Annotated in this window: 12 protein-coding genes and 1 tRNA gene; 8 read left to right on the top strand and 5 right to left on the bottom strand. The window is 38.1% G+C overall.

From position 1 onward, the window contains the following. Window positions 1-118: 118 nt before the first annotated feature. The 6 genes from HII17_RS12855 to cobA all read left to right on the top strand — a co-directional run bounded on the left by HII17_RS12855 (window position 119) and on the right by cobA (window position 10,254). Complete coding sequence (locus HII17_RS12855; RefSeq protein WP_169075785.1) at window positions 119-1,588, top strand: NarK family nitrate/nitrite MFS transporter; 1,470 nt, start codon at window positions 119-121, stop codon at window positions 1,586-1,588. Beyond that, window positions 1,578-3,344 carry a bifunctional protein-serine/threonine kinase/phosphatase gene (locus HII17_RS12850; RefSeq protein WP_169075784.1) on the top strand — a complete coding sequence of 589 codons (1,767 nt, stop codon included), beginning with the start codon at window positions 1,578-1,580 and terminating at the stop codon, window positions 3,342-3,344. The genes HII17_RS12855 and HII17_RS12850 overlap by 11 nt, the downstream gene beginning before the upstream one ends. 349 nt (window positions 3,345-3,693) lie before the next feature. Further along, window positions 3,694-6,282, top strand: a complete 2,589-nt coding sequence (nirB, locus tag HII17_RS12845) for a nitrite reductase large subunit NirB (protein WP_169075783.1) — start codon at window positions 3,694-3,696, stop codon at window positions 6,280-6,282. Window position 6,283: 1 nt separating this feature from the next. Next, window positions 6,284-6,628 (top strand): nitrite reductase small subunit NirD, encoded by a 345-nt coding sequence (gene nirD / locus HII17_RS12840; RefSeq protein ID WP_169075782.1) that lies wholly within the window; start codon window positions 6,284-6,286, stop codon window positions 6,626-6,628. Between the two features lie 15 nt (window positions 6,629-6,643). Next, on the top strand, window positions 6,644-9,355 hold the full coding sequence (locus HII17_RS12835; RefSeq protein ID WP_235938772.1) for a nitrate reductase: 2,712 nt from the start codon (window positions 6,644-6,646) through the stop codon (window positions 9,353-9,355). An 8-nt stretch (window positions 9,356-9,363) separates the two neighbouring features. Next, complete coding sequence (gene cobA, locus HII17_RS12830; RefSeq protein ID WP_169075781.1) at window positions 9,364-10,254, top strand: uroporphyrinogen-III C-methyltransferase; 891 nt, start codon at window positions 9,364-9,366, stop codon at window positions 10,252-10,254. A gap of 97 nt (window positions 10,255-10,351) precedes the next feature. On the opposite strand, the gene HII17_RS12825 is transcribed toward cobA, so the two are convergent. Beyond that, window positions 10,352-10,428 (bottom strand) — tRNA-Val (locus tag HII17_RS12825). 221 nt (window positions 10,429-10,649) lie between these two features. On the opposite strand from HII17_RS12825, the gene HII17_RS12820 reads away from it, so the two are divergent. Further along, window positions 10,650-11,720, top strand: a complete 1,071-nt coding sequence (locus HII17_RS12820; protein WP_169075780.1) for an OmpA family protein — start codon at window positions 10,650-10,652, stop codon at window positions 11,718-11,720. Window positions 11,721-11,773: 53 nt separating this feature from the next. Here the strand turns inward: HII17_RS12820 and HII17_RS12815 are convergent, their stop codons facing one another. Beyond that, a complete protein-coding gene (locus tag HII17_RS12815) occupies window positions 11,774-13,096 on the bottom strand; it encodes an MATE family efflux transporter (RefSeq protein WP_235938770.1) in 1,323 nt (440 codons plus the stop codon). A 177-nt stretch (window positions 13,097-13,273) separates the two neighbouring features. Between HII17_RS12815 and HII17_RS12810 the strand changes: the two genes are divergently transcribed. Beyond that, window positions 13,274-13,897, top strand: coding sequence for a riboflavin synthase subunit alpha (locus HII17_RS12810; RefSeq protein WP_169075778.1), 624 nt, complete (start codon window positions 13,274-13,276; stop codon window positions 13,895-13,897). On the opposite strand, the gene HII17_RS12805 is transcribed toward HII17_RS12810, so the two are convergent. The 3 genes from HII17_RS12805 to HII17_RS12795 form a co-directional block, all read right to left on the bottom strand. Beyond that, window positions 13,894-14,100: a CPXCG motif-containing cysteine-rich protein gene (locus HII17_RS12805; protein ID WP_169075777.1), complete on the bottom strand. Its 207-nt coding sequence runs from the start codon at window positions 14,098-14,100 to the stop codon at window positions 13,894-13,896. The genes HII17_RS12810 and HII17_RS12805 overlap by 4 nt on opposite strands. Window positions 14,101-14,198: 98 nt before the next feature. Continuing rightward, window positions 14,199-15,068 carry a fructosamine kinase family protein gene (locus tag HII17_RS12800; RefSeq protein ID WP_169075776.1) on the bottom strand — a complete coding sequence of 290 codons (870 nt, stop codon included), beginning with the start codon at window positions 15,066-15,068 and terminating at the stop codon, window positions 14,199-14,201. Window positions 15,069-15,125: 57 nt separating this feature from the next. Next, entirely contained in the window at window positions 15,126-15,812 is a 687-nt protein-coding gene (locus HII17_RS12795; RefSeq protein WP_169075775.1) for an START domain-containing protein, read from the bottom strand. Window positions 15,813-15,827: the final 15 nt, after the last annotated feature.

Genomic DNA, 15,827 nt, shown 5'->3' with positions numbered 1-15,827 from the left:
AATAAAGACGCTTGGTTTTAACCTGTTGTAAAATAAAGTAATAAAGTAGATTGTTACACTGGTATTAGCTTTGCTTTGTAAAAGGTAGTTTATCTATTTTAAGGCAAAGGAAATTACTATGAGCTCGGATGTCGGCATTAAAATCATGTCATTTACCGGCAAAATGAAAGTTTTGCACCTAAGTTGGATGGCGTTTTTTATTACGTTTTTCGTTTGGTTTAACCATGCACCATTATTGTCAGTAATCGGTGATAGTTTAGGGCTTAGTGGCAGTGAAATAAAAACACTCCTTATTTTAAACGTAGCACTCACTATCCCAGCTCGGATAGTCATAGGTATGCTTACCGATAAATACGGTCCTCGTATTACTTACGCAGCTCTATTAGCGTTTTGTAGTATCCCATGTTTTATGTTCGCATTAGCTGACACCTTTGAACAAGCAGCTATAGCAAGGTTTCTATTGGGCTTTATTGGTGCAGGTTTTGTTATTGGCATTCGCATGGTTAGTGAATGGTTTCCGGCTAACCAATTAGGTACGGCTGAAGGTATTTACGGCGGTTGGGGTAACTTTGGTTCAGCGGCAGGTGCTATGTTATTACCGACGTTAGCTTTATTGTTTGGTGGTGAAGATGGCTGGCGTTACGCGGTAGGAATTACTGGTTTAATGAGTTTAGCGTTTAGTTTTGTTTGGTATTTTAATGTGACAGATACGCCTAAAGGCTCTACATATTTTAAACCAAAGCAAACTAGTGCAATGGAAGTCACTAGTGTGAGTGACTTTTACTTTTTGCTAATTATGAAGTTGCCAATGTATGGTGCACTTGCCTTACTTACCTGGAAGTTGTCACCAAATGGTGTAAGCCTTTTATCTGAAACTTTTGCTCTAATTGTTTATGTGGCATTGGTAGCACTATATATTGTTGAAGTTAAACAAACTTATAAAGTAAATGGCCACTTATTTAAGCAACCTGTTGATGAAGTTCATCAGTACAAATTCAAACAAGTTGCTGTACTAAACGTACTTTATTTTGCAACGTTTGGTTCAGAATTGGCGGTTGTTTCTATGTTGCCATTGTTCTTTTCAGAAGTTTTTGCATTAGATATGGTATACGCAGGCTTGTTAGCTTCGTTATATGCTTTTATGAATTTAATGTCACGTCCTGGTGGAGGGTGGTTAAGTGATAAGTTTGGCCGTAAGAAAACATTGCTTATTTTAACCGCGGGCTTGGCTGCAGGTTATTTTGTAATGGCATCAATCGATAGTGCTTGGCCTCTGGCGTTAGCGGTTGTCGCAGCTATGGCTTGCTCTTTCTTTGTGCAAGCAGGCGAAGGTGCGGTATTTGCTGCGGTACCGCTAATTAAACGACGTCTAACTGGCCAAATTGCAGGTATGACAGGTGCTTATGGTAATGTAGGTGCAGTAGTGTATTTAACAGTACTCTCTATGGTGAGTTACCAAACCTTCTTTTTAGTTATTGCAGGTACTGCAGTGTTAGGTTTTGTAGCTTTGCTGTTTATGGAAGAGCCTAAAGGCACCATCACGGAAGTAAAAGAAGATGGTTCAATTGAGTTAATTCATGTCACTTAATGAAAATGATGTAAATCAATCAAAGCCACTACCTAATTTGGTAGTGCGCTTTGGTGGTTATAGTTGTGCAGGTGAAAAAGCAGAAAACCAAGATGCGTTTTCTGCTTTTTCACCTGATAATTATGAATTAAATGCTAAAGGTTTTGTTGCGACACTTGCTGATGGTGTTTCTAGTGCGAACAAAGCTAAAGAAGCAGCGCAGCTCGCAGTAACTCAATTTATTCAAGACTACTATTCAACTCCCGAAACTTGGTCAACACAAAAATCAGCTGCGAAAGTAATGACTAGTTTAAATGAATGGATGTTTTCCAAATCAGAAGCATTTCATAGCAATAACCAGCAATGGTTAACGACACTTTCTAGTTTAATTATCAAATCAACTACTGGTTACATTTTTCATGTTGGTGATTCTAGGATAAGCCAATTTAGAAATGGGCAATATTCCGCGTTAACAAGAGACCACAATCGTAAACACGGTGGACAACACCTTGTGTTAACAAGGGCGCTTGGTGCAGATTATCGATTGAAGGTGGATGCCCATCAAATAGCCTTAAAAGTAGGGGATATCTATTTATTAAGTTGTGATGGCTTTCATGACTTTTTATCAGAACAAGATATTTGTCAGGCCTTAGCGGAAATTGGTGACAAACCAAGCAATAATAGACTAGAGGCGCTAAGTAAAAACTTAGTTGAAACAGCGTTAAATAACGGTAGTGATGATAATGTTAGTTGTTTGCTTGTCGCGGTAGAGTCGCTTCCTGTAAGACAGTTTTCTGAATTAGAAAGAGATTTATTAAACAAGCGCGTGCTACCAGCTTTAGATGTAGGTATGAAGTTAGATGGCTACGAAGTTTTAAAGAAGATTCATGAGAGTACCCGCTCTCATTTATATTTAGTTCAGCATAAAGAGGAAGAGACGCCATTAGTACTAAAAGTACCTTCGTTAAATTTTTCTGAAGATGTTATATATCTTCAGGGATTTATGCGTGAAGCTTGGTTAGGAGAACGCGTAAATCATAAAAATATTATGAAAATTAAACGCGGTATTGAAAATAGTCAGTACTTGTATCATTTCTGTGAATATATACCAGGTCAAACGCTTAGCGAGTGGGTATTTGATAACCCGAAGCCGTCTATTTCTCAGATTCGAGATATTATAAAGCAAATCATAACGGCGCTTCGTGTTTTTCAACGGTTAGATGTGGTTCATCGAGATCTTAAGCCTGAAAATATTATGATTGATGAGTTTGGAAAAATAACTCTCATTGACTATGGCACAGCGCTAATCGCTTCTTTAGAAGAAAATGCCGACAGTATTGATGAAGAGATCCCTCAAGGCTCACTTAACTATATTGCCCCTGAAACGCTTATTTCTATGAAGGCCGATCATCATAGTGATCTATTTTCTTTAGGAGTTATTGCTTATCAATTACTTACCGGCGAGTTACCGTTTAAGCCAATGACCCGTAATGAAGCACTTAGTGCTGATTATGAAAACTGGTTATACAGGCCAATAAAGCAGTACAGAGACGATATTCCTTTATGGTTAGATTTTGCTTTAAAGAAAGCAACAGAACCAAATCCAAGAGCTAGGTATCAAGCTTATTCTGAATTTGAAGCTGATATTTGCAAACCAAACGTAAGTGCTGTTGAAGAGTATAAAAGCCTACCAATTTTACAACGAGATCCTGTGCTGTTTTGGCAGGGGATGTCTTTTATATTCTTTATTTTGTTCCTTGTTGCGCTGGCCAATTAATCAGCATTCTTTAGCTTCATTGACCTGACATTTTACTTATAAATTCACTTTTTAGAATACTTCACCAAAAGCGGTTTTCGATTAAGCCGATTCCTTTTTAATCTAGTTATTGGTGCATCTCCAATTTGGCATAGCTTCTGCCAGCGCACTTTAGTTGTGCGTTGTTAATGTCAATCTAGTGCAAAAGCTTTAATTGAAAAACACTCTTTTAGTTAACCTGTTGTTTTTGTAGAAATAAAAATGTGGCATTACTGTTGCAATTTAACCACTACTAAAGAGTGGTTTTTATGTTTAACGCATATAACGACTAGAAAACAACTGAATATAACTAGTGAAGCAGGATCAAAACATGAGTGCGAGTAATCAATTAAACACTGCACAAAAAATTGTAGTAGTTGGAAATGGCATGGTTGGCCATCATTTTGTTGAACAAGTAGCAAATTTACGCGAATCAGCAACAGCAGCGGAAATTACGGTGCTTTCGGCTGAGAATAGATTAGCTTATGACCGCGTGCACTTGTCTGAATTTTTTGGTGGAAAAACAGCTCAAGATTTAGCTTTAACTGATGAAGCTACTTATTCAGATTGGCAGGTTGATTTTAGAACTAACGCCAAAGTGTCGAAAATTGATCGTGTTAATAAGCTAGTAATAACAGAAACTGGCGAAACCTTTAGTTATGACAAACTCGTTCTAGCTACAGGTTCATATCCATTTGTACCGCCAATTCCTGGTGGCGACCAACCTCATTGTTTAGTTTACCGTACGATTGAAGATTTAGAAGCGATTCAACGTACTGCTGAAAGTTCAAAAGTTGGCGTTGTTATTGGTGGTGGTTTACTAGGACTAGAAGCTGCTAATGCATTGAAACAATTAGGATTGCAAACGCATGTTGTTGAATTTGCACCACAATTAATGGCGGTACAGGTTGATGCCGGCGGTGGCCGACTATTAAAAGACAAGATTGAAGAATTAGGTGTGAAAGTTCACACATCTAAAGCAACTAAGGTTATCGAACAAGGTGAAGTGTGCCGTTACAAATTAGTATTCAGTGATGGAACCGAATTAGAAACTGATATGGTACTGTTCTCTGCTGGTATTCGTCCATACGATAATCTAGGTCGAGAAAATGGCCTCGAAGTAGGAGAGCGTGGCGGTATTGTTGTAAACAGTCAGTGCCAAACATCAGACAACGAAATTTATGCCATAGGCGAATGTGCTTTATATAAAAATTTCATCTATGGCTTAGTGGCGCCAGGCTATACCATGGCTAAAGTTGCGGCAAATCAAATATTAGCAACAGATGAACAAGCTAGTTTTAACGGTGCAGATATGAGTACCAAATTAAAACTAATGGGTGTGGATGTTGGTTCTATTGGCGATGCTCATGGTAAAACAGAAGGCTCGCTTTCTTACACTTATGAAAACCAACCAGAAGGTGTTTACAAGAAAATAGTCGTTTCAGCCGATAAGAAACTCATGCTTGGCGCAGTGCTTGTTGGAGATACTAGCGAATATGATAGCCTTCTCCAATACATGTTAAATGCCATTGAACTACCAGAAGCTCCAGAAGCGTTAATATTACCTATGGCAGGCGATAAGCCAACATTAGGTGCAGATGCGCTGCCAGATACCGCTACTATATGTTCATGTTTAAATGTAACGAAAGGCGACATAATTGAAGCAATTGATCTAGGCGCAACATCTGTAGGTGATATCAAGTCTTGTACTAAAGCAAGCACAGGCTGTGGCGGTTGTTCAGCATTACTTAAGAATGTAGTGGATAAAGAACTTGAGAACCGTGGTGTAGAAGTTAAGAAAGATATTTGTGAACATTTTGCTTATTCACGCCAGGAATTATTCGACATTGTTAAGGTCGAAAAAATCTCAAGTTTCGAACAGCTTGTTGACAAACATGGTACAGGCTCAGGCTGCGAAATATGTAAGCCTACCGTGGGTTCTATTTTAGCTTCTGTTTGGAACGACTACATTCTTGATAAAGCACAAGTACCACTTCAAGACACCAATGATAACTTTTTAGCCAATATGCAAAAAGATGGTACTTACTCAATTGTGCCACGTATACCAGGCGGTGAAATTACGCCAGAAAAGCTTATCGTCATTGGTGAGGTCGCTAAAAAATATAATCTATATACCAAAATTACAGGTGGCCAGCGCATTGATTTATTCGGTGCCCGTGTTGACCAATTGCCTGACATTTGGGCTGAGCTAATCAATGCAGGCCTTGAAACAGGTCATGCCTACGGTAAAGCCGTTCGTACGGTAAAATCATGTGTTGGTAGCACATGGTGTCGTTATGGTGTGCAAGACAGTGTAGGCATGGCTATTCAAATAGAAGATCGTTACAAGGGTATTCGAGCGCCACATAAAATAAAGTTCGCGGTTTCAGGTTGTACACGCGAATGTGCTGAAGCACAAAGTAAAGATTTTGGTGTTATAGCAACCGATAAAGGTTGGAACCTATACGTGTGTGGTAACGGCGGCATGAAGCCTCGCCATGGCGACTTATTTGCCACTGACTTAGACGATGAAACATTGATTAAATACATTGATCGCATTTTCGCTTTCTACATTCAAACAGGTGATCGCTTGCAGCGTACATCAGTGTGGATGGATAACATGGAAGGTGGTTTAGCGTATTTACAGAAAGTCGTCATTGATGACCATTTAGGTGTTTGCGATGAACTTGAAGCACAAATGGCAAATGTTATAGGGAAGTATCAATGTGAATGGAAAACTACGCTTGAAAACCCTGAGGCACTGAAACGTTTCCGTCAGTTTGTTAACTCCGATAAAACCGATAGCAATATTCAATTTGTTACTGAACGTGAGCAAATAAGACCTGCACGAGAAGAAGAAAAAATTAACATCATTGATGTTACCCATGTTTCAAAAGCTGTAGCACTAGAGGAAGAGTAAGATGAGTGATTCAAAACAATGGTACACAGTTTGTAGTGTAAATGATTTAGTCGAAAATTCTGGTATATGCGCCTTACTTGAAAAAGATGATGAGAAGCAAATAGCAATATTTAGCTTACCTCAGCAGCCTGAAAAAGTATTTGCTGTAGACAACTTTGATCCAATAGGTAAAGCCAACGTGCTTTATCGAGGTATTACTGGCAGTACTCAAGGTGAACCGATTGTAGCGTCTCCGCTTTACAAGCAGCAATTTTCACTTAAAACAGGGCTATGTATTCAAGAAGAAGCGGCTATTACTGCTTATCAAGCTCGTATAGCAGAACAAGAAGTACAAATTTTACTATAAGAAGTGATTCGCCGTATGACCATGCAAAGTCAGTTAATCAATCGACAGTCAAGCGTAAAAGATCAGGGGATCGTTCAGTCAACTTGTGCCTATTGTGGTGTGGGTTGTGGTGTTGACATTACCTTATCACAAGGTAAGGCATCTACCTTAAAAGGCACACCTGAACATCCTGCTAATTTTGGACGTTTGTGTGTAAAAGGTACGCATTTATTAGAGACAATTGACCTAACCGATCGACTTCTTGTACCGCTAGTTAACGACAATGAAGTATGCTGGCAGGATGCCATTGATACTGTTGCAACAAAATTTAAAGGCATCATTAATGAGCATGGCCCTGATGCAGTAGCATTTTATGTATCGGGTCAAATGTTGACAGAAGACTACTATGTCGCCAATAAATTAATGAAGGGCTTTATCGGTAGCGGTAATATTGATACAAACTCACGTCTTTGTATGTCTTCAGCGGTTTCTGCTTATAAAAGAGCATTTGGCGAAGACATTGTGCCATGTAGCTATACTGATTTAGAAAACACAGATTTATTAGTGCTGACTGGCTCAAATGCCGCTTGGACACACCCTGTTTTATTTCAACGTATTGAACGAGCAAAACAGATAAATCCTAACTTTAAGGTCGTTGTAGTTGATCCTCGGGTGTCAGCGACAGCAGCTACCGCTGATCTTCACTTGCCCATTAAACCGGGAACAGATACTGCATTATTCAATGGCTTATTAAATTACCTATTAGAACATGATGGATTAGACAATGAATATATTCGTCAATCCACAGAAGGATTTACTAATTGTATGTCAGAGTGTTCTGCATGGACGTTAGATAAAGTCAGTAATTTTTGTGCCATTGAAACAAAGATCTTAATACAGTTTTATCAATGCTTTTTAGCCAGTGATAAAGTTGTCACTATGTATTCAATGGGCATAAACCAATCGACTTCCGGTGTAGATAAATGTCAATCGATTATCAATGTGCACTTAGCGACTGGAAAAATCGGGAAAGAGGGTTGTGGGCCTTTTTCTATTACTGGCCAACCTAACGCTATGGGTGGCAGAGAAGTTGGTGGCCTAGCTAATCAATTAGCAGCTCATATGGAAATTGAAAATGAACAACATCGTGATTTAGTTCAAACGTTTTGGCAATCTCCTTGTATCGCAGAAAAACAAGGAGCGAAGGCGGTTGATTTATTTGATCAAATACATTCCGGCAAAATAAAAGCGATTTGGATCATGGCAACGAACCCACTAGTAAGCTTGCCTGATAATGCAAAAATAATACAAGCAATGGAGCAGTGTGAATTTGTTGTAGTTTCAGATTGTGTTAGTAGTAACGATACGCTTGAATTTGCTGACGTCAAATTGCCAGCAACTCCTTGGATCGAAAAAAATGGTACGGTAACAAATTCTGAGCGTCGTATTTCTCGTCAACGAAATAGCTTAATGCCAGCAGGGCAAGCAAAGCATGATTGGGAAATTATTAGTTTAGTAGCGCAAGCGATGGGCTATAAAGGATTTGATTATAATCATCCTCAACAAGTGTTCACTGAGTTTGCTTCTTTATCTGGTTATAAAAATGAAGGTGATAATTCACGTATCTTTGATATTTCAGGTTTATCAGCTTTAACTGAAAATCAATACGACTTAATGCAACCAGTGCAGTGGCCTATAAATGAAAAATATCCATTAGGTTGTAAGCAATTATTTGCAAATGGTGAATATGCCACATCTTCCGCTAAAGCTAGTTTCATTGCGGTGACACCAAAGTTACCTGAACAGCAAATTAACGATACATACCCTTTAAGCTTAAACAGCGGTCGCTATCGTGATCAATGGCACACCATGACTAGAACGGGAAAGGCAGCTAAATTAACGCAACATTTAGCAAAGCCATTTTTATCCATTAACCCATTAGATGCCAAGAAAGCTAACATTGAAAACGGTGATATAGTGACGGTTCGTTCTAAAGTGGGAGAGATAATTGCACCTGCTAACATTACCGACGAACAAACTTCCGGCCAATGTTTTATGCCTATACACTGGAATAAAAAGTTTGCGAGTAATGCTACCATTAGCGCGCTTTATCAAAGTAACGTAGATCCGATTAGTGGCCAGCCTGAAGCAAAATATACGGGTATATCAGTAGAGAAATTAAGCTTAGCTCAGTACGGTGATATTTTTGTTAGTGATGAATTTGCTGTTAACGCTGATTATTGGCTAAAAACAAAAACAACTTTTGGTTGGCATTATCAAATGGCACATGCTGAGGAAAAAACGGTTAGTCAATGGACAGCTTTGTTTGGTCTAAATGGTGAATGGTTGAGTTTTGAAAACGGCAACACCAAGCAGCTTATTTGTTTAGTCAATAATAAATTAGTGTGTGCAATTTATCTTTCAGCTGAACGATTTAGCGAGCCATTATGGATAAGTGAATACTTTTCTAAAGAAACGGTAAGTTTTGCTGACATTCAACTGCTACTAAGTGGTGCTGCTCCATCAAGAGAGCAAACTAGCCGGAAGGTTTGTAGTTGTTTTAATGTTTCTGAGTATCAAATAGAACAAGCCATAGAGCAAGGTTGCAGCAGTGTTACAGAACTGGGTGAGCAATTAAAGTGCGGTACTAATTGTGGTTCGTGTAAGCCGGAATTACAGTCTATTATCAATAGCTTCGATGCTGAAGCTAACGATATAATTCCTATTGTCGAAGTTGTTAACGGGTAGGGTGAATAATGTTTTCTGTACTTAAACTACCTTTTCTTCAATTTAAAAAGCCTTTATCACAGTCTTTTAGATGGCAAAGCAAATTGCCAACAAAAACAAAAGGGAAAGGTCAGCAACAAGGTCAGGTTATTTTTGTTGGCGCAGGTGCAGGAGATTCCGAACTGCTAACTGTTAAGGCTGTTAACGCGCTAAAGCAAGCGGATGTTGTGTTAATCGATTGGTTAGTAAATCCGGAAATCAATCAACTTATTCCTGGGCATATTGAGCGTATTTTTGTTGGTAAAAAATGCGGTCAACATTCAATGAAGCAGGCCGACATTAACAAACTACTATTGAAAAAAGCACGAGAAAACAAAACTGTGGTTAGGCTAAAAGGAGGCGATCCCAGTATATTTGCTCGCCTTCCAGAAGAAACCGGTATCTTAGCTCATAACAATATACCATTTCAGATAGTGCCTGGTGTGACTGCTGCTAGTGGTTGTGCAGCGTATACTGGCATCCCCTTAACTCATAGAGATTGCTCTCAGTCTGTTAAGTTTGTAACGGCACATCTAAAAAATGAAGATAGCCAATGTGATTGGCAACATCTAGCGAGTGACAAAGGTACACTTGTATTTTATATGGGCTTAAGTAGAGTCGATACGATCGCCAGTCAGCTTATAAAATTTGGTATGAATGAAACTACTCCTATAGCTGTAATTGACCAAGGCACAAGTGAACAGCAACAGTTATGTCGCAAAACGTTAGCGACAATTAATGCAGGCCAAGATTTGAAAAATTTCAAGGGCCCAGCATTGATAATAGTAGGTGAAGTAGTCGATATGCGAGTATTAGTAGACTTAACATTGACTACTAAACAGGACCTATTAGGTGCTAATTTAACGTACAAATCAAATTAGGCATTATAGAATAGGTAAGTACTGAAGAGCTTTCAAAATCAGGTATATTTAATACGTAAAACGAAAAAAGCCGCACTAAGTGCGGCTTTTTAGAATGTGGTACGTCCGAGTGAATTCGAATCACCGACCTCGTCCATGTCAAGGACGCGCTCTAACCAACTGAGCTACGGACGTATAAATGTTGTTAATCAACAACGGTGCGCTATGTTAGCGATGCTGTTTTATAGTTGCAAGTAGTTTTAGCGAAAAATCATCTGATTTAGGTTTGTTCGATTAAAATCCAATCAAATCATCATGAAATACTCAAAAATTTAATATAAAGCAGGCAATATTTTGTAAAAAAAATGTAACGAGCAATGCTATAATAGAGCCAATAATAAAATAAGGGAATTCTAATGAAATTTAATAAAGTCTCGTTGGCATTAATCGCCGTTACTCTAGGGGTTTCATCATATGCTGCCGAACAACCAGAGGCTTCAGTTTTGGTTGGGCAAACTTATGGTGGTATTCACTACTCATTGTTTGAGGCCGATAGTGATCGTGTGAAGTATGAGGATATAGGTGCTTCTAGTTTAGATGATGGAGATGGTTTTGGTGGAGAGTTAGGGTACAGATTTTCTGAATCTAATGAATTAAGAATCAAATATACAGATTTGAGTATTGATACACATAAAAACTATGGCGAACAAGACGGTTCCGCTACAGCATTAGACTTATTATATTTCCCAGATAAAAAAAACTTATACTTGCTTGGTGGTTTTAACCGAATTGACCTGCGAGAAGCAGAATTGTCAGCTAATGTAGGGCTAGGCTACCGTTACTATTTCTCAAATCGCTTTGCAGCCTATGTTGAAGCAAAAGGTAACTACCAAATCGAAGATCATTTCAAAGATTTTTCCTCCTCTATCGGTGTTATGTATTTCTTTGGTGAAAATAAACCAGCGCCAATTAAAACTACAACGCCGCAGTCTGTAGTAGAAAAGGTTGAAAAAGACTTGGATCAAGATAAGGATGGCGTTTTAGATGACAAAGACAACTGTGCTGATACCCCGTTAACTCATTTAGTTGATATTCATGGCTGTACATTGTTTAGTGAAAAAGTGAAGACGATGGAGCTGGTAATTAATTTTGATAATGCGAGCTCAAAAATTCACAACGATTATTTGCCACAGCTAGAAAAAGTAGTGAGCTTTTTAACGTCATATCCTGCTATTAACTTAACTATTGAAGGTCATACGTCAGCATTAGGTTCTAAAGCGTATAATCAGCAGTTATCATTAGAGCGCTCACAAGCAGTAGTTGACAAGTTGGTTAACGATTTTGGTATTGATAGTGCACGCTTAAATGCTGTTGGTTATGGTGAAGAGCGACTAATTAACCAAGAAACTAGTGAAATTGCGCATGCTCAAAACCGTCGAATTATGGCGACAATGCAGGTAGTAAATAAAGTCGCAGTTAAAAAGTAGCTGTATTTAGTCGCTATACTGATAATCTCAGTAAATATCGAAAGAGTGGTAAGCTAATGATGGCTTTCCACTCTTTTTTGTATAACGTTCAATCTAATGGCTAATAATATCGCTGCAGTTGTTAATCCAGAAATAAACCCTATCCAAAATCCATACGGGCCAATAGGTTCAATTATCCAGTTTGTTAAGCCTAATACTAAGCCTATGGAAAGGCCTATCACCCAATAAGAGAAAAAGGTGATGACAAGAATTGATGTTGTATCTTTGTATCCCCTTAGCGCACCTGCTGAAATAACTTGTATCGCATCAGAAAACTGAAATAGTGCTGCTAAAAACATTAAACTTGCTGCAAGTTCTATTACTTCTATTTCATTGGTATAAATTGCTGCAATATCAGATTTGAACGTGAGTGTAATTACAGCAGTCGCGACGGCAATAACTAAGCCTAGCATGATAGAATAAAAGCATATATTTTTTGCTTCTTGATATTCCTTGTTACCTACTGCGAATCCAACTTTTATAGTTACCGCCATAGCAAGGCTCAGCGGGATCATAAAAATGAGTCCGGAAAAGTTGAGTACGATTTGATGACTTGCAACTATTTCTGCACCGAAAGGTACTAAAATAATAGCTACAACTGCAAAGAGACTGACTTCAAATAACAAGGAAAAGGCGATAGGAACACCAAGCAACAATATGCCCTTCATTTCCTGCCAATTAGGCCAATAAAACTTCTCAAATAAATGTGCAACCTTTAGGTGTTTTGATACATAGGTATAGATTAACATGCTAAGGAACATGCCCCAGTATACGATTGCTGTTGCTAAACCACATCCAGCTCCACCTAAGGCAGGCATTCCAAATTCACCGTAAATAAAAATATAGTTAGCCGGAATATTAATCAGCAGGCCAATAACGCTAATGATCATTGTTGGTCTTGTATGGGAGAGTCCTTCTGAGTAATTCCTCAATACAAAATACAAGCAAAATGCAGGACCACCCCATACGATATAATCCAAGTAGCTAAACATTAGTGACTTTAGCTGTGGTTCTAACGTTACTGACGCACTTACGGTAGGTGATATAAAAGCGTTGAGTAATATAAGGATAATACCTAGTGATAAGCCTATCCATGCTGTTTGATAGGTTGCACTAGCTACTTTGTCATACTGTTTAGCACCAGAATATTGAGAAACGATGGCAGCCAATGCCATCATAATACCTGAGATGGTTAAAATTGCAGGTAACCAAACACTACTCGCCACTGCGACCGCCGCCATATCGGTAGCGCTTACTCGACCGGCCATCACAGTATCAGCAAAGCCCATTAAATTTTGAATAAGCTGCGCGATCAATATTGGATAAGCAAGCTTCATTAAGCTTTTGCTTTGAGAAATAAACTGAGTTAATTGCATGAAATTACAAATGTATCTTTGTTATGATGACGACAAGTAATAAGATTCGGATCATATAGGTTTACTGGCGACAAGCAACACCTTTCTTCATGCTGTTGTGGGTAAGTTTTATATGCACGATTAGGAGTAAGAATATAAATGTTCACTGGTATAGTCCAATGCAAAGCAAAAGTTAATCATGTGCAGACAACGAATGGCATATGTCGGTTGATTATAGAGGTACAAAATCAATATGCGCAGGCGATAGAACTAGGGGTGAGTATAGCTATTAACGGTGTTTGTTTAACTGTTGTTAAACAAGTGGTAAGTGATATGAAAAATCAACTTATTTACTTTGATATTATCGATGAAACGTTACGCGTAACCAATCTTTCCTCTATAAATACAAATGATTACGTTAATTTTGAACGTTCATTAAAAGTAGGTGATGAAATAGGTGGTCATCAAGTTTCTGGACATATTCACGCTAAAGCTTGTGTGAATGAAGTTACACATAATGAAGATAATTGTGCAATAACTTTTGAACTGATTAGTGGAGAAGGTAAGTATATTTTTGAAAAAGGCTTTATCACTATTAATGGAGTTAGCCTTACCGTAGGTCAGGTAAAAGCTAACCAATTTAGTGTTCATCTCATACCTGAAACTTTAGCGAGAACTAATATAGGCGAAATTGGTAAAGAAAGTGTCGTTAATATTGAGTTTGACCAGCAAACTATCACCATTGTTAATACGTTAGAGCGTATGAAGTTAACTCTGAATTAAAAGACTTGTTCGTCGTCAGCGTCTACTTGTAAATCTATTTTTTGCCGGACTTCATCTATGTGCATGTCTAAATGAATGTCGCAACAACAAGCTGGGCACTCATCATAGTAATTTTGATCGCCCGCTGTTGGGTCTAAAACTATATGTAGATGATGTCCGCAATGTGGACACTCAATGCGTTTTTCTTCAAGTGATTCGAGCATAAGTTTCCTCTCGAATAAAGCTACTATATTTACACTTAAGTATGGCTAAAAATTGTCGTAACGCGAGCTTTGTGTAAGTGGTTGATTTAACGTTTTTATTAATGCACCGTAGACAAAATTCTATGCAAACTCGCTTTTGCTTGATCTATATAAACACCACCAAACATGTTTGCATGGTTAAGTACATGATAAAAATTATACAAAGGTTTTCTTTGTTCATAGTTTTTTTGTAACGGGAATGTGGTTTGATAACCTTGATAAAAATCACTAGGAAATTGACCAAACAATTCCGTCATTGCTATATCTGTCTCCCGATCACCGTAATAACAAGCTGGGTCGAAAATTACTCCTGTATTATTGGAAAAACTCACATTACCTTGCCATAAATCGCCATGTAACAAGCTAGGGCGAGGGTGGTGAGAAACTAATAAATCATGACAGTGTTGGCAGATGTGATTGATATTGCCGAGTTTTATTGATTTTTCTTCAAGTAGCTGTAACTGCCAACCTATACGCTGCTCAGCAAAAAACATACTCCAATTTTTTTGCCATGGATTTGGTTGCAGGTTTTGACCTATGTAATTATCTTCTTGCCAACCATACTCACCGTGGGTGACTTTTTGGTGCATTTGCGCCAACTGTTGTCCAAATTGAAACCAATGTTGTGGTGTTCCATTATTGAAATTAAGATACTCGATCACTAAAAAGCTTTTATCAATAGATGTACCACTAACGAGTGGAAGTGGACATTTAATATCAATCAAATTAGACAGTTGCTTTAAACTGTATGCCTCTTGTTCAAAATTATCGAGCGTTTGCTTTTGATTGATTTTAACAAAATAGCTGTGCGAACCATTGGTTATTTTATAGGCGAGGTTGATATCACCGCCAGTTATGGCGTGCTTATCTCTTATTACAAACTCTTGCCCAGTAACCTCGCTGATTGCATTCGCTATTGTCTGCCACATAGGGGGATTTCGTTAGTTGAAATATTAACCTAATTATAGGTTATTTTAGCAACATGGTTATTTAGGTTCCTCGATGTGGGTAATGTGAAAGTTCTGCCAAGGAGAATTAGGTAACAACTGTTCTATTTTTTGCATGGTGTTCCATACCGAAGAGATGGTCATTTTATTAACTAGCCAGCTTGGTGCAGAGCCCTTAGGGTCTACGTTAAACTGATAGTTAATCTTAATTAAACCTTGCTCTTGTTGTGGGGCGATATGCCAATGAGCATGTTGTACCTTAATTCTTATAGAGTTTTGAAATTGTTCTGTTTTATCTGAGGCATCCTGAACGTAGATATCAATACTTAAATTAGGTTGTTGAATATATTCTGTTTCAATAACCATGTTACGTGGTTTTACTGGCCATATCCCGTCAAAATGCGTAACAAATAAATTTCGTGAAGGAGTAATTTGGCGAATTAATAACGCATTATTGGCGTTATCTAACCAGTTAGGTATATTTTTATAGTCCTGTAAAAATAGTAAAAAGCCTGATAGGGACGAGTAGGTCGTCAATTCAGCCCTAACATGAGCAAAATTACTGTCTTTAGTTTGAGCTTTGTATATTTTTATCGTGTCACTTGAACGAGCCAATTGCCAATCATATTGTGCACTGTTTGCTATGCTACTGACGGTAATTAATAAGAATAAAATGCTTTTTATTCGAATTTGTCCCAAATCCTTTAAAAATCTATTGATAGCCATTGAAATATCTGTTGA

It is taken from the genome of Thalassotalea algicola, from assembly GCF_012932965.1.
GTDB lineage: Bacteria > Pseudomonadota > Gammaproteobacteria > Enterobacterales > Alteromonadaceae > Thalassotalea_F > Thalassotalea_F algicola.
This window is presented reverse-complemented; position numbering and strand designations above follow the sequence as displayed.

Excerpts from the sequence above, each read along its gene's own strand:
- HII17_RS12800 (WP_169075776.1), bottom strand. The coding sequence starts at position 15,068 with ATGTGGCAGACAATAGCGAATGCAATCAGCGAGGTTACTGGGCAAGAG.
- HII17_RS12805 (WP_169075777.1), bottom strand. The coding sequence starts at position 14,100 with ATGCTCGAATCACTTGAAGAAAAACGCATTGAGTGTCCACATTGCGGA.
- HII17_RS12855 (WP_169075785.1), top strand. The coding sequence starts at position 119 with ATGAGCTCGGATGTCGGCATTAAAATCATGTCATTTACCGGCAAAATG.
- nirD (WP_169075782.1), top strand. The coding sequence starts at position 6,284 with ATGAGTGATTCAAAACAATGGTACACAGTTTGTAGTGTAAATGATTTA.
- HII17_RS12795 (WP_169075775.1), bottom strand. The coding sequence starts at position 15,812 with ATGGCTATCAATAGATTTTTAAAGGATTTGGGACAAATTCGAATAAAA.
- HII17_RS12850 (WP_169075784.1), top strand. The coding sequence starts at position 1,578 with ATGTCACTTAATGAAAATGATGTAAATCAATCAAAGCCACTACCTAAT.
- nirB (WP_169075783.1), top strand. The coding sequence starts at position 3,694 with ATGAGTGCGAGTAATCAATTAAACACTGCACAAAAAATTGTAGTAGTT.
- cobA (WP_169075781.1), top strand. The coding sequence starts at position 9,364 with ATGTTTTCTGTACTTAAACTACCTTTTCTTCAATTTAAAAAGCCTTTA.
- HII17_RS12810 (WP_169075778.1), top strand. The coding sequence starts at position 13,274 with ATGTTCACTGGTATAGTCCAATGCAAAGCAAAAGTTAATCATGTGCAG.
- HII17_RS12835 (WP_235938772.1), top strand. The coding sequence starts at position 6,644 with ATGACCATGCAAAGTCAGTTAATCAATCGACAGTCAAGCGTAAAAGAT.
- HII17_RS12815 (WP_235938770.1), bottom strand. The coding sequence starts at position 13,096 with ATGAAGCTTGCTTATCCAATATTGATCGCGCAGCTTATTCAAAATTTA.
- HII17_RS12820 (WP_169075780.1), top strand. The coding sequence starts at position 10,650 with ATGAAATTTAATAAAGTCTCGTTGGCATTAATCGCCGTTACTCTAGGG.